Source organism: Rhizobium centroccidentale (genome assembly GCF_030182565.1).
In the GTDB taxonomy this organism is placed as follows: Bacteria; Pseudomonadota; Alphaproteobacteria; order Rhizobiales; family Rhizobiaceae; genus Rhizobium.
Window position 1 is genome coordinate 74,747 of record NZ_JAQJCG010000010.1, and the last position, 14,664, is coordinate 89,410.

10 protein-coding genes are annotated in these 14,664 nt (G+C 60.1%); 5 read left to right on the forward strand and 5 right to left on the reverse strand.

Annotated features, from left to right (window positions below):
- Positions 1-148 precede the first annotated feature (148 nt).
- Together PH562_RS15235 and PH562_RS15240 are read left to right on the forward strand one after the other, a co-directional pair.
- Entirely contained in the window at positions 149-1,363 is a 1,215-nt protein-coding gene (locus tag PH562_RS15235) for an NADP-dependent isocitrate dehydrogenase (RefSeq protein WP_285173937.1), read from the forward strand.
- Between the two features lie 119 nt (positions 1,364-1,482).
- A complete protein-coding gene (locus PH562_RS15240; protein ID WP_285173938.1) occupies positions 1,483-2,109 on the forward strand; it encodes a glutathione S-transferase family protein in 627 nt (208 codons plus the stop codon).
- Between the two features lie 150 nt (positions 2,110-2,259).
- On the opposite strand, the gene PH562_RS15245 is transcribed toward PH562_RS15240, so the two are convergent.
- The 3 genes from PH562_RS15245 to recA all read right to left on the reverse strand — a co-directional run bounded on the left by PH562_RS15245 (position 2,260) and on the right by recA (position 7,169).
- Complete coding sequence (locus tag PH562_RS15245; protein WP_285173940.1) at positions 2,260-3,111, reverse strand: AraC family transcriptional regulator; 852 nt, start codon at positions 3,109-3,111, stop codon at positions 2,260-2,262.
- Positions 3,112-3,247: 136 nt separating this feature from the next.
- On the reverse strand, positions 3,248-5,908 hold the full coding sequence (gene alaS / locus PH562_RS15250) for an alanine--tRNA ligase (RefSeq protein WP_285173941.1): 2,661 nt from the start codon (positions 5,906-5,908) through the stop codon (positions 3,248-3,250).
- Positions 5,909-6,080: 172 nt separating this feature from the next.
- Positions 6,081-7,169: a recombinase RecA gene (gene recA, locus PH562_RS15255; RefSeq protein WP_285173942.1), complete on the reverse strand. Its 1,089-nt coding sequence runs from the start codon at positions 7,167-7,169 to the stop codon at positions 6,081-6,083.
- Positions 7,170-7,408: 239 nt separating this feature from the next.
- Here recA and PH562_RS15260 point away from each other — a divergent pair, with 239 nt between their 5' ends.
- Entirely contained in the window at positions 7,409-8,353 is a 945-nt protein-coding gene (locus PH562_RS15260; RefSeq protein WP_285173943.1) for a carbohydrate kinase family protein, read from the forward strand.
- 46 nt (positions 8,354-8,399) lie between these two features.
- Positions 8,400-9,326 carry a pseudouridine-5'-phosphate glycosidase gene (locus tag PH562_RS15265; protein WP_285173944.1) on the forward strand — a complete coding sequence of 309 codons (927 nt, stop codon included), beginning with the start codon at positions 8,400-8,402 and terminating at the stop codon, positions 9,324-9,326.
- 67 nt (positions 9,327-9,393) lie between these two features.
- Here the strand turns inward: PH562_RS15265 and trpS are convergent, their stop codons facing one another.
- Together trpS and cckA are read right to left on the reverse strand one after the other, a co-directional pair.
- Complete coding sequence (gene trpS, locus PH562_RS15270; RefSeq protein ID WP_285173946.1) at positions 9,394-10,413, reverse strand: tryptophan--tRNA ligase; 1,020 nt, start codon at positions 10,411-10,413, stop codon at positions 9,394-9,396.
- Positions 10,414-10,639: 226 nt separating this feature from the next.
- The gene (cckA, locus tag PH562_RS15275; RefSeq protein WP_285173948.1) at positions 10,640-13,258 is read right to left on the reverse strand and encodes a cell cycle histidine kinase CckA; all 2,619 of its coding nucleotides are present in this window, start codon (positions 13,256-13,258) and stop codon (positions 10,640-10,642) included.
- Between the two features lie 392 nt (positions 13,259-13,650).
- Between cckA and PH562_RS15280 the strand changes: the two genes are divergently transcribed.
- A complete protein-coding gene (locus PH562_RS15280; protein WP_285173949.1) occupies positions 13,651-14,586 on the forward strand; it encodes a flagellar biosynthetic protein FliO in 936 nt (311 codons plus the stop codon).
- The last annotated feature ends 78 nt before the right edge of the window (positions 14,587-14,664 follow it).

The window sequence follows — 14,664 nt, forward strand, 5'->3', positions numbered from 1 at the left end:
TAAAAAGCAGGTGATGTCACGAATGATCAAAAACGCGACGCCGGAGGCTCTATCGGCTTTGCGTTCCGCACTTGCGGTGCTATAGCGCTCGGGACTTCACATTACCCACAGGACTATACGGTCCCATTAGCTTAGACGAGGCAGAAGTATGAAGAAGATCAAGGTCGCAAATCCCGTTGCCGATCTCGATGGCGATGAAATGACTCGCATCATCTGGCAGTTTATCAAAGACAAACTGATATACCCCTACCTCGACATCGATATCGACTATTACGACCTTTCGGTCGAAAACCGTGACGCGACCAACGACCAGGTCACGATCGACGCCGCCAACGCCATCAAGAAGCATGGTGTCGGCATCAAGTGCGCGACGATCACGCCGGATGAAGATCGCGTCAAGGAATTCAACCTGAAGCAGATGTGGAAGAGCCCGAACGGCACCATCCGCAACATCCTCGGCGGCGTCATCTTCCGCGAGCCGATCATCTGCAAGAACGTTCCGCGCCTCGTTCCCGGCTGGACCAAGCCGATCGTCGTCGGCCGTCATGCCTTCGGCGACCAGTACCGCGCCACCGACTTCAAGTTCCCCGGCAAGGGCAAGCTGACCATCAAGTTTGTCGGTGAAGATGGCGAAGTCATCGAAAAAGAAGTCTTCAACGCTCCGGGCGCTGGCGTTGCCATGGCCATGTACAACCTCGACGAGTCGATCCGCGAATTCGCCCGCGCCTCGATGATGTACGGCCTGATGCGCAAGTGGCCGGTCTACCTCTCCACAAAGAACACCATCCTCAAGGCTTATGACGGCCGCTTCAAGGACATCTTCGAAGAAGTCTACCAGAACGAGTTCAAGGCTCAGTTCGATGAAGCCGGCATCACCTATGAACACCGCCTGATCGACGACATGGTCGCCTCCGCCCTCAAGTGGTCCGGCGGCTACGTCTGGGCCTGCAAGAACTATGACGGCGACGTCCAGTCCGATACCGTTGCCCAGGGCTTCGGCTCGCTCGGCCTAATGACCTCGGTTCTCCTGACGCCGGATGGCAAGACGGTCGAAGCCGAAGCCGCACACGGCACGGTGACCCGCCACTATCGCCAACACCAGAAGGGCCAGGAAACCTCGACGAACTCGATCGCTTCGATCTTCGCCTGGACCCGCGGCCTCGCTCACCGCGCCAAGCTCGACGAAAATGCCGAACTCGCAAAGTTCGCTTCCACGCTCGAAAAGGTTTGCGTCGATACCGTTGAAGCCGGCTACATGACCAAGGACCTGGCGCTGCTGATCGGCCCCGATCAGCCGTGGCTCTCGACCACCGCCTTCCTCGACAAGATCGACGAAAATCTCAAGAAGGCCATGGCTGCCTAAGCCTTGCCGACATGAGCAGACACGAAAACCCGGCCTCAACGCCGGGTTTTCTTTTGCGTTGAATCTTGCCGCCGGGGCGAACCGGTGGCAAAAATGCCCGCAACAAAGGGGAGAGGCAGATGGCTGAAGAACTCGTTTTCTATACCAATCCGATGTCGCGCGGACGCATCGCCCGCTGGATGCTCGAGGAAATCGGCCAGCCCTACCGCACCGAATATCTCGACTACGGCACGACGATGAAATCGCCGGAATATCTCGCGGTCAACCCGATGGGCAAGGTACCGGCCATCAAGCATGGCGATACCGTCGTCACCGAAGGTGCCGCCATCTGTGCCTATCTGGCCGAAACTTTTCCGCAGGCGGGGCTTGCTCCGACGGCTGCCGAGCGCGGCCGCTATTTCCGCTGGATGTTCTTTGCGGCCGGGCCGTTCGAGATGGCGATCACCAATCGCGCCCTCGGCTTCGAAGTCCCGCCGGAACGCCTGCGCATGGCTGGCTGCGGCAGCTTTGCGAATGTGCTTGATGCGATGGAGTACGCCGTCACGACCTCGCCGTTCATCGCCGGCGACCGCTTTACGGCAGCCGACGTCTATGTCGGTTCGCATGTCGGCTGGGGCCTTAATTTCGGTACCATCGAAAAACGGCCGGCATTCGTCGACTACTGGAGCCGCGTCAGCGACCGCGACGCCTATCGCCGCGGCAACGAGATTGACAATGCCGCCATGCCGAAGCCGGCTACTGCATAATTCCTTAAATCGGAATCGATTTAAGGATAAAATTATGCAGCAGATTAATATTGTTACAGCGACCTTTGCGCGTCATGCATGACGCGCGGCGCTGTAATACCTGACAATACAAAGCACTAAGAGGATATCTTCGATCGCGCTCATATGCCGCTATTGCAGCGCCATATAGATATCGGTCAAAAGCTCTGTCGGCGGGACGTCGCGCGGATTGTTGATATATTCCTCGAACATCACGGCGTCGCGCAGCTGCCGCCCGGAAGCCGGAAGCCACTGCGCATAAAGCCACTGATAGGCCTTATGCATGTTTGCATAAGGCCCTTTGTGGCGCAGCACGGCGTACTCGCCGCCGTCGAGCGAACGCCGCTCCAGCGGAGCATTGGCAACGACGGCCTCGCCAGCGGTGACGCAGGCATAGGAGCGCAGTTTGTCCGCTTCCACCACATCCGGATCATCGAGATAGACACCGATCATGCGCATGTCCGGCCCGGCAAGGCCGCGGGCAAAGATGGTGCCAAAGAGTGTTTCGAATGCCTGGCCGATTTGCATATAGGAGCCGCGATGGGCGACACCGATCAGTGACATCGGAGAGATAGTGCGAAGCGTAACGTCGAACATGACCGTGATCCTTCCTTGGGTACTGGGTTCGAAGATCGTATGGCTTCCCTCATTCCGATATCGCGCCGGCGGCATGCCGTAGGCGGATCTGAAGATGCGGTTGAACGACTGGAGGTTGGGATAGCCCGACCGCTTTGCAATGTCGCTGACAGATAGACGGGTGTTGACGAGATCGCCGGCGGCACGATGCAGCCGCAGCCGCTTGACGGTCGCCGCCGCCGTCTCGCCGTAGATCGCCCGATAAATCCTGTGCCAGTGATAGCTGGACATGCAGGCGATCTCGGCGAGCTTTTCCATATCGAGTTCATCGTCCAGATGCTCATGGATATAGGCCGAAACCCGCCGCAACCGGGTCTCGTAAAGCGTCCACGCCGTTCCGCCACTCATGTCAAACCTCTTGCAAATCGACCGGCCCGACAAGAGCATAACCCGATTTGACAAATCCTGCGGAGTTGTCCGGACAAAGAAAATGGCGGACACCGAAGCATCCGCCATCCATGATTACCAATCGGAATTCAGCGTCTTAGCCAGCAAGCGCCGCAGCAATCGCCTCAATGGCGTCGTCGGCCTTGGCACCATCAGGGCCTCCGGCCTGCGCCATGTCGGGACGGCCGCCGCCGCCCTTGCCGCCGAGGGCAGCTGAAGCGACGCGGACGAGATCGACGGCGCTGAAGCGGCCAACCAGATCCTCCGTGACGGCGACGACGGCGCTGGCCTTGCCATCATCCGAGACGCCGATCAGCGCCACGACGCCTGATCCGAGGCTCGCCTTCGCCTCATCCGCCAGACCCTTGAGATCCTTGGGGTCGACGCCGGAAACGGGCTTGCCGAGGAATTTGACGCCGTTAACGTCTCGTACCGCATCCGCCGAACCGCCCTGGCTGCCGCCCATGGCAAGCTTGCGCTTGGCATCGGCCAATTCGCGCTCGAGCTTACGGCGTTCATCCATCAACGCTTCGACGCGCGATACGACATCGGCCGGCTGGACCTTCAGCGTCGAGGCAAGGCTCTTCACACGCTCGTCCTGCTCGGCAAGATAGCTGAGCGCGGATTCACCGGTTACGGCTTCGATGCGGCGCACGCCGGCACCTACCGCGCTTTCGCCCAGAATGCGCACGAGACCGATCTGGCCGGTGGCGGAGACATGCGTGCCGCCGCAAAGCTCGACCGAGTAAGGCTTGCCGGACTTTGCACCGCGAACACCCTGCCCCATCGACACGACGCGGACTTCGTCGCCATACTTCTCGCCGAACAGCGCCATCGCACCTTCCGCGATGGCATCATCGACGCTCATCAGACGGGTCGTGACCGGAGAGTTCTGTAGGATGATCTCGTTGGCCATCTCTTCGACGACCTTCAGCTCTTCGGCCGACATCGGCTTCGGATGCGAAACGTCGAAACGCAGGCGCTCGGGCGCGACCAGCGATCCCTTCTGCGCGACATGGGTGCCGAGCACTTCGCGAAGTGCCTCGTGCAGCAGATGGGTCGCAGAGTGGTTGGCGCGCAGGCGCGAGCGCCTGTTGTGATCGACCGTCAGGACGACGGCATCGCCGACCTTGATCTTGCCTTCCGAAACTTCGGAGCTGTGAACGAAGAGGCCCTCGCCCTTCTTCTGCGTATCGCCGACTACAAGCTTGCCATGGTCGCTGGAGATCACGCCGGTATCACCCATCTGGCCACCGGACTCGCCGTAGAACGGCGTCTGGTTGACCACGATCTGCACCTTGTCGCCGGCAGAGGCGCTGTCAACGGCGACGCCATCCCTGACGATCGCCTGGATCACGCCTTCCGCAGATTCCGTGTCATAGCCTAGGAATTCGGTCGCGCCGTTCTTTTCCTTGAGCTCGAACCAGATGGTTTCGGTCGCCTTGTCGCCGGAGCCGGTCCAATGCGAGCGCGCTTCGGCCTTCTGGCGCTCCATGGCATCGGTAAAGCTTGAGATATCGACGCCGATGCCGCGGGCGCGCAGCGCGTCCTGCGTCAGGTCGAGCGGGAAGCCATAGGTGTCGTAGAGCTTGAAGGCGGTCTCGCCGTCAAGGCTGTCGCCCTTGTGCAGGTCCGAAGTGGCATCGTTGAGCAGCGAGAGGCCGCGTTCCAGCGTCTTGCGGAAACGGGTTTCTTCGAGCTTCAGCGTCTCGGAGGTCAAAGCTTCGGCACGCACCAGCTCTGGATAGGCACGGCCCATCTGCTGGATCAGCGCCGGCAGCAACTTCCACATCAACGGTTCCTTGGCGCCGAGCAGCTGCGCGTGGCGCATGGCGCGGCGCATGATGCGGCGAAGCACATAGCCGCGGCCTTCGTTCGACGGCAACACGCCATCGGCGATCAGGAATGCGGAGGAACGCAGATGGTCGGCGATCACACGGTGGCTGGCGCGATGCTCGCCTTCCGCCTTGACACCGGTCGCCTCTTCCGAGGCTTCGATCAGCGCGCGGAACAGGTCGATGTCGTAGTTGTCATGCTTGCCCTGCAGCACGGCGGCAACACGCTCGAGGCCCATGCCAGTGTCGATCGACGGACGCGGCAGGTCGACGCGCTGTTCCTTGGTGATCTGCTCGAACTGCATGAAGACGAGATTCCAGATCTCGATGAAGCGGTCGCCGTCTTCTTCCGGAGAGCCGGGAGGGCCACCCCAGATGTGATCGCCGTGATCGTAGAAGATTTCGGAACAAGGGCCGCACGGACCGGTATCGCCCATCGCCCAGAAATTGTCGCTGGTGGCGATGCGGATGATCCGGTCGTCGGAAAGGCCGGCAATCTTCTTCCACAGGTTAAAGGCGTCGTCATCGGTATGATAGACCGTGACCAGCAGGCGCTTAGCGTCGAGGCCGAATTCCTTGGTGATCAGGTTCCAGGCAAGCTCGATGGCGCGCTCCTTGAAGTAATCGCCAAAGGAGAAGTTGCCGAGCATCTCGAAGAAGGTGTGATGGCGCGCGGTGTAGCCGACATTGTCGAGGTCGTTATGCTTGCCGCCGGCGCGAACGCATTTCTGCGCGGTCGAAGCCGTCGTATAGGGACGCTGCTCCAGGCCAGTGAACACGTTTTTGAATTGCACCATGCCGGCATTGGTGAACATCAATGTCGGATCGTTGCGCGGCACCAGCGGGCTCGACGGCACGATCTCGTGGCCGTTTTTCTTAAAATAGTCGAGGAAGGTCGACCGGATTTCATTCACACCGCTCATATGGGGCCCTTCAGTCCTGCGCTCAGCAACTTGCATCAAAGTCAGTGGCTTTTATCGTTCGCTCCCGGCGCTGTCCAGCCGCACGAACAAAACCGGCCGCACATCCCTTGGACAATGCGGCCGGTTTCAGTATTTCATCTTGTCTCAAGTCAGGAATTGCTCCCGAAAATCCTTATTCGCCGGAAGCATCGCCGTCATCGCCGGAATCGGGACCGCCATTCTGCAGGAAGCGGTCGGCAATGAGGCCAGCATTCTGGCGTAGCGACAGCTCGATCTCACGAGACAAATCCGGATTGTCGCGCAAGAAGATCTTCGCGTTCTCGCGGCCCTGACCGAGGCGCTGGCTGTTATAGGAGAACCAGGCACCGGACTTTTCGACGATGCCCGCCTTGACGCCGAGATCGACTAGCTCGCCGGTCTTGGAAACGCCTTCGCCATACATGATGTCGAATTCGACCTGCTTGAAGGGCGGCGCCATCTTGTTCTTGACGACCTTGACGCGCGTCTGGTTGCCGATCACCTCTTCGCGCTCCTTGACCGCGCCGATGCGGCGGATATCGAGGCGAACCGAGGCGTAGAATTTCAGCGCGTTACCGCCCGTCGTCGTTTCCGGCGAGCCGAACATGACGCCGATCTTCATGCGGATCTGATTGATGAAGATTACCATGCAATTGGACTTCGAGATCGAAGCCGTCAGCTTGCGCAGCGCCTGGCTCATCAAACGGGCCTGCAGGCCCGGCAGGCTGTCGCCCATCTCGCCTTCGATTTCGGCGCGCGGCGTCAGGGCCGCAACGGAGTCGACGACGAGAACGTCGATCGCGCCGGAGCGCACCAGCGTATCGGTGATTTCGAGCGCCTGTTCGCCGGTATCGGGCTGCGAGATCAGAAGGTTCTGCAGGTCGACGCCGAGCTTGCGGGCATAGACCGGATCGAGCGCATGTTCCGCGTCCACGAAGGCGCAGATGCCACCCTTCTTCTGGGCTTCTGCAATGGTCTGCAGCGCCAGGGTCGTCTTACCAGAGCTTTCCGGCCCGTAGATTTCGATGATGCGCCCCTTCGGCAAGCCGCCAATGCCGAGGGCAATATCGAGGCTCAGAGAGCCGGTGGAAACCGTTTCGATTTCGACCACGTTCTCGTTAGAGCCGAGCTTCATGATCGAGCCCTTGCCGAACGACCGCTCAATTTGAGAGAGTGCCGCTTCAAGTGCCTTGCTTTTATCCACCAATTTGTCCTCTACAAGCCGCAAAGAATTCTGAGACATTCGATCCACCTTTAGGTTATTGAAGCCGCTCTAGCAATGTCGCCGCTGATGAGAATTGTGTACTCGATTTGTTCTCATATCGCAAGAGCACAACAAGCGATTGAAAGAAAAAGGTAAAATGAATTCTGTTCTATTTTTGTTTTCTTCTTTCTTCCCAGGCACTTACATGCCCGAAACGGTGAATTGCGAGATGTTTGCGGCTCGCTCGATTCGCCTTTTCGGCTGCTGAGGATAACCCTATGGCGAAAAAGATTCTCGTTCTTGGTGGCGCCCATATCGATCGTCGCGGCCGCATCTTCGGCGACACGGCACCCGGCGCCAGCAACCCCGGCGCATGGTTCGAGGAGCCCGGCGGCGGCGGCTTCAATGCGGCCCGAAATCTTGCCCGTCTGGGCTTTGACGTAAAGCTGATCTCGCCGCGCGGCGGCGATCCCTCCGGCGAGATGGTGGCCGAGGCCGCAAGCCACGCCGGCATCGACGATAAGCCCTTCGTCTTCCTCGATCGCAAAACGCCGAGCTATACGGCCATTCTTGAGAATGACGGCAATCTTGTCATCGCGCTGGCCGATATGGAGCTCTACAAACTCTTCGTTCCGCGACGCCTGGCGATTCGCGCCGTTCGCGATGCCTTCGATGAGACCGACCTCATTCTCTGCGACGCCAATCTGCCTGCCGAAACCTTAGGCGCGATTGCGGCAAGAGCTGCCCTATGCGGAAAACCGGTCGCCGCCATCGCCATCTCGCCGGCAAAGGTCGTGCGACTGAAGCCGAGCCTTGCCGGCATCGGTCACCTGTTCCTCAACGAAGCCGAAGCCACGGCGTTGACTGAAATCCGTCCGGAGGATCCGCGCGAATGGGTGAGTGCTTTGCGGGCGCTCGGCCTGCGCAACGGCGTGATCACCCGCGGGAAACGCCCCCTGATCGCATTCTCGCGTGATGCCATCGTCGGCTTGCAGCCGCCTATCGTCGAGGATGTCGCCGATGTCACCGGTGCGGGAGATTCGCTTGCGTCCGGCGTTCTGTCGGCGCTGATGGCCGGCTACGATCTCGCGGAAGCCATACGTCATGGCGCGGCGGCAGCGGCAATCACCGTCCAGTCTCCCTATGCAACGGCAGAAAATCTCTCTCCCGAGCTGCTAAACGCGGCCCTGGCCCTTGTTCCCGAGGCCGAAATTCTGTCATGAAGCCTGCTCAAGACGCATATATTGTTTCAGTGAATTGGAAACGACAATGACCCAGCCTATCTCGCCCCTGCTTCCGATCTCCTATTCGAAGGAAGTCGCCGCCGCCAAGCTGCGCGGTGCGCCGATCGTCGCCCTGGAATCGACGATCATCACCCACGGCATGCCCTATCCGGGCAATATCGAGATGGCCCGCAGCGTCGAAGCGATCATCCGGCAGGAAGGCGCGGTGCCGGCTACCATCGCCGTCATCCATGGCACCTTGCATATCGGCCTCGAGCCGGAAGAGCTGGAAGCACTGGCCAAGACGGAAGGTGCGATGAAGGTTTCTCGCGCCGACATCGCCTTTGCGATCGCCGAACGCCGCACCGGTGCGACCACCGTTGCCTCCACGATGATCGCGGCCGCCCGCGCCGGCATCAAGGTTTTCGCCACCGGCGGCATCGGCGGCGTGCATCGTGGTGCCGAAGAGAGCTTCGATATTTCGGCGGATCTTGAAGAGCTTTCCCGTACCGGCGTTATCGTCGTTTGCGCCGGCGCCAAGGCGATCCTCGATATTCCGAAGACGCTGGAAGTGCTGGAAACCCGCGGCGTCCCGGTCGTCACCTACGACAGCACCGAATTCCCGGCCTTCTGGTCGCGCTCATCCGGTCTGACGAGCCCGCTGACGCTGAACAGCCCGGCAGCCATCGCCAACTTCCAGACGACGCGCGAGCAGCTCGGCATCGATGGCGGTATGCTGATCGCCAATCCGGTTCCGGAAGCCGACGAGATCCCGCGCGAGGAGATGGAAATCTATATCGAGCGGGCCCTCGACAGTGCCGAGCGCGACGAGATCACCGGCAAGGCGGTTACGCCTTATCTGCTGAGCACGATCTTCGACATCACCGAAGGCCGCAGCCTCAAGACCAATATCGCGCTTGTCGAAAACAATGCGCGCCTGGCCGCGGAAATCGCCGTCGCTCTGGCAGACTAATCAAATAATCAAAGCCCTAATCACAGGAACGGCCGGGTACGCAATCGCCTGGCCGTTCTTTTTTGTTTCAGGTCAGGACGAACAGACCCAGAGCAGACCGCAATTCGGCAAGCGTTGCCTCCGTTCGCTCCCTCGCCTTTCGCGTCCCCTCACGCATTATCCCCAAAACATAGTCGGGCTCCGCGGCATAACGCCGACGGCGCTCGCGGATCGGCGCGAGCAGCGCCTGCAGGACATCCTCGAGATGTCTCTTCAAGGTGACGTCACCAAGGCCGCCGCGGCGATAGTGCTCTTTCATCTCGTCGACCAACTGCCGATCTTCACAAAAGGCATCCAGATAAGTGAAGACCACATTTCCCTCGATCTTGCCGGGATCGCTGACACGCAAGTGATCCGGATCGGTATACATTCGCCGGACGGCATCCCTGATCTCATCGGGCGATGCCGAAAGCGGGATCGCATTGCCCTGCGACTTGCTCATCTTCGCCTTGCCGTCGACGCCAGGCAGACGCCCCACCGTCGGCACCATCGCTGTAGCCTCCACCAGAACGTCTCGCCCGATCTGCCGGTTGAGACGGCGAACGATCTCGTTGGTCTGCTCGATCAACGGCGCCTGATCCTCGCCGACGGGAACGACCGTCGCCTTGAAGGCGGTGATATCGGCGGCCTGCGCCACCGGGTAGCATAGAAAGCCGGCCGGCACATCGCGTTCGAAGCCGCGCAGCTGGATCTCCGTCTTGATCGTCGGATTGCGCTCCAGGCGACTGACCGTAACGAAATTCAGGTAGAGCATCGTCAGCTCCGCCAACGCCGGCAACGCCGATTGAACGCAAATCGTCGTCAGTGTCGGATCGATGCCGACCGCGAGGTAGTCGATCGCGACTTCCAGAACATTGCGCCGGACCTTTTCGGGATCACCGGCATTGTCGGTCAGTGCCTGCGTATCTGCCAGCAGCAGGAATTGCTCATGGCTGTGCTGAAGTGCAACGCGGCTTTTCAGCGAGCCGACATAGTGACCAAGGTGAAGTGGACCAGTAGTCCGGTCGCCCGTCAGGATGACGGGACGAATATTGGTATCGGAATGCATTCTTTAGCTCCGCAAAAAGGAGCCGCCGCAATCGGGGAAGGAAAATAGAAATAGACCAATGCCTGCCGGATCACGGCGGCAGGGTCGATTTCAAGACATGACGACTGCCGCTCCTAAAAGGAGCGCCACCACTTTTGGCAATTGGGCCTGGCAAGGTCGATCATGGGCGTTGATTACACCGTTGCGCCGTAATCGGCAACATGGAGAGGCGCAAAACGCCCCTCACTTAATTCTTGTCCAGCGTCTCGCGCACGACGACGGCAAGCTGCTTCAGCGAGAATGGCTTCGGCAGGAAGCCGAATTGGGCATCCGCTGGCAGGTTGCGCGCGAAGGCATCCTCGGCATACCCCGAAACGAAGATGAACTTCAGATCCGGATATTTCTTGCGCAATTCGCGCAGCAGCGACGGCCCGTCCATCTCAGGCATGACGACATCGGAGACGACGACATCGACCTGGCCGTCGAGCTCCTCCATAATGTCGAGCGCCTCGACGCCGGAGCCGGCCTCGTGGACGGTATAGCCTCGCGTCTCAAGCATGCGCTTGCCACCGCGGCGTACCGCCTCTTCGTCCTCGACAAGCAGCACGACAGCGGACTTGCCTGTAAGATCGGCCGGTTCTTCCGGAGACGCGGCGACACCCGCACCCTGGTCCATGGCCGTAACATCGCGGCTCTCCGCCACTTTCGCTTCCGTCACGGCAGGCATTTCGACGATGTGACGCGGCAGGAAGATGCGGAAGGTCGTTCCCTTGCCCACTTCCGATTCCGGTTGGATGTAGCCGCCGGACTGCTTGATGATGCCATAGACCATGGCAAGGCCGAGGCCGGTGCCCTTGCCCACTTCCTTGGTCGTGAAGAAGGGCTCGAAAATCTTGTCCATGATCTCAGGCGCGATGCCGGTTCCGGTATCGCTGACCTCGACGAGCACCATATCTTCATGCGGAAGGTAAGGATAGTTGAACGCACTAACATCGGCCGCAAGCAGATTGCGGGTGCGCAGCGTCAGCGTGCCGCCGCCCGGCATGGCATCGCGGGCATTGACGCAGAGGTTGATCAGCACCTGCTCGAACTGTGAGAGATCGGTTTTCACGGGCCACAGGTCGCGCCCGTAATCGACGTCGAGTTTGACATGCGTACCTGACAGCAGCCGATCAACCAGCATGCGCAGATCGCCGATCACGTCTGTCAGGTTCAGGATCGTCGGCCGCATGGTCTGCTTGCGCGAGAAGGCGAGCAACTGCCGCACCAGCACCGCCGCACGATTGGCATTGCGCTTGATTTCCATCAGATCCGCAAAGCTGGCGTCCGAAGGTCGCGCCTGTAGCAGGAGATGGTCGGAAGACAGAAGGATTGCGGTCAGAACGTTGTTGAAGTCATGCGCGATGCCGCCAGCAAGCGTGCCGACGGCATTGAGCTTCTGCGTCTGCGCCATCTGGGTCTCGAGCGCCTTCTGCTCGGTCACCTCGACCGCATAGACGATGGCAACCTCTTCCGGCGCCTCGTCGGTTTGGTCGATGACGGCATTGACGTAGAAGCGGAAATGCCGCGTTTCGTCTTTCGGATTGCGGGAATCGATCGGCGGAATGTCGCCCTGCCGATCCTTGGCGGCCGCCAGCGCCTGCTGCAGCTGCGGCCGATCACTTTCGTTGACGACACTCTCCAGGGCAGCACCGCGCTCGATATCATCACGCGAGACTAAATCCGAGAAGAGCTTGAGGAAGGGCGCATTCGTCCTAAGTATACGGCCATTGCCATCGACTGATGCGATTGCCATCGGCGTATTGTTGAAGAAGCGGCTGAAGCGCATCGCAGCGGCCGAGGCTGATTGCTCTGTATCCGCGCCGTTCTGTCGGGTCAGGACGATGGTGCGGCTCTCGCCAGGAGCGCCGTCGCGCATCGACGTGACGCTGTGGACGATCTGAACCGGCAGGCTCTGGCCATTGGACCGGCGCAGATCGAGATCGAGCGTCACCGTCTTCTTGAGACCCGGCTCCGCCTGTACCGATTGGATCAGCGCCAGCCCCTCACCGGCGACGAGATCGCCTATGGTCATCGAGCCCGGCACGAACTTGGTCAAATCGAGGCCCAGCCATTCGGCAAGCGTCGCATTGAGATAGAAGATCTCGCCCTTGCGTCCGGCGGAGAAAAAGCCGGCCGGCGCGTGGTCGAGATAGTCGATCGCGTTCTGCAATTCCTTGAAGAAGCGTTCCTGATCGTCACGCTCGGAGGTGATGTCGGTGACCTGCCAGATATGCAGTACCTTGCTGCTGCCTTGCTCCGGCGGCAGCACCCGCGCCTTCAGCCGGTACCAGTGCGCACCATTGCCGCTTCCGTCCACCGGACCGAGCGGCTTCAGCAGGCGGAACTCTTCCGATCCCTCATTGCCGTCGCGCAGGCCATTGGCAAGACGATAGAGAGCCTCGTTGGACTCGCGATTTCGCGATAGCAGCATTTCCAGCGACTGCACTTCCGTCGCCTTCGTCGCACCGGTCAGGCGGCCGTAAGCGGTATTTGCGTAGACGATACGGCCCTTCTCGTCAGTGATCAGCGTCCCGTCGGGATGGCTGTTGAGGAAGGAGCGCGCCAGACTGTCAGACTGCGGCTGCGGCATGACCTCGACGAAACCGATGATCGAGGAGACTAGGAAGAAGATGCCAACCATGGCAAGAATGCCGAGGCCGCCGAGAACCGCTTCATTGTCTAGCTGGTTCTTGAAGACGACAAAGGCCGCTGCCGCGGCCACGAGCACGAGCGCAAGCAGGATGATGCGCAGCACGGTTCCCGAACGAACCCCGCGATCCACCAGCGGCACGCTATACTCGTCGGATGGACGCTGCTTCGTCATAAACCCCTCGTATCAGCCGTTCTCCTCGCGACATGTCATACACGTTGGGGGTCGCCGGAGTCGGACCTTTCGAATCTTCTTTATCAATTTGCGTCATCCGCAAAAAGCTTTGCCGGGCCAGAAAGGCTTGAATTCACAAGCAATAGAATACAACAGCCCGCAATCGCATCTTGTCTCCGGCGCAATCCTGTTCATATGATCACCGTATAGAAGGGTCACGGTCAAAGCATTACCCGCAACAGTTGCGCCTGTTGCATAATTCCTTAAATAGGATTCGATTTAAGGATAAAATTATGCAGCGGATTTAAAGCACTACAGCGACCTTTGTGCGTCACATGTGACGCACGGCGCTGCAAACCGCGACATCGGGGACAATTACGGAGTATCTCGATATGTTGGACGATATCGCCGGAGCCTATGGCAGCCGTTTCTTTCTCGCAGCCGGTGGAGTTGGCATTGCCCTGCTCGTGCTCATCGGCATTCTGTGGATTATGCGCAACCGAGCGCCTTCCCCCTTCGTGCGCGGCGGCAAGAACCGTCAGCCTCGCCTGCAGGTGCTGGATGCTGCCGCCGTCGATGCTCGCCGCCGTCTCGTGCTCGTCCGACGCGATGGAATCGAGCATCTGATCATGATCGGGGGCCCGACCGACATCGTCATCGAATCAGGCATTTCCGATGCCACCCGGGCTGGAACCGTCGCGACGCCGGTCGGAATCCCCGTGGCATTTGAAGAGCGGCAGCCGCAGCAGCAGAAGGCGACCGCGGTGGAAGCTCCTCCCGCAGCGCTCCCGCAACGCCAACAATCCGCCGAAGACAAGATTGAAGCCTATTTGCGCAACGAACCCCGCCTTGCGCCTGCACCGGAACCCGCTCCAGAGCCGCAGGCAGCCGAACGCCCACAAGCCGCCGCTGTCAAGCCGCCGCAGCCGGCCCCTCAGCCCACTCCGGCAATCAGCGAGGCTGAAGCAGCCGATATACTGGATGCTGCTCGCCACGTTGTCCTGCCGCAGCAGCAGCCCGCTCCCGTGCGCCAGGCGGCAGTCGAACCTACCGTCGCACCGGCGCCGACGCCTGCTGCCGAACCCGACAATGATTTCCAGCGCATACTGGAAGCTGAAATGTCGAAGAACCTGACCGCCGAACGGATCATTCCGAACGCGCCGGCGCCGCGGCAGGTGCAGCAACAGCCAAATGCCGCGCCATCCCCAAACCCAGGCCCGGCAAAACGCGTCGAACCCGAACTTGCACCGCTGACCGGAGCCGACAGCGCCCTTCAGAAAGAAGTCGCTCGCATCTTCGGGGAAATGAGCGTCAGCCGCGACAAATAGGGCGCGGCCTCTCAAACGCCGGAATCGAAAAGGCACGACGGATATCCATCGTGCCTTTGTTCTATAAGCCCGGTCGAA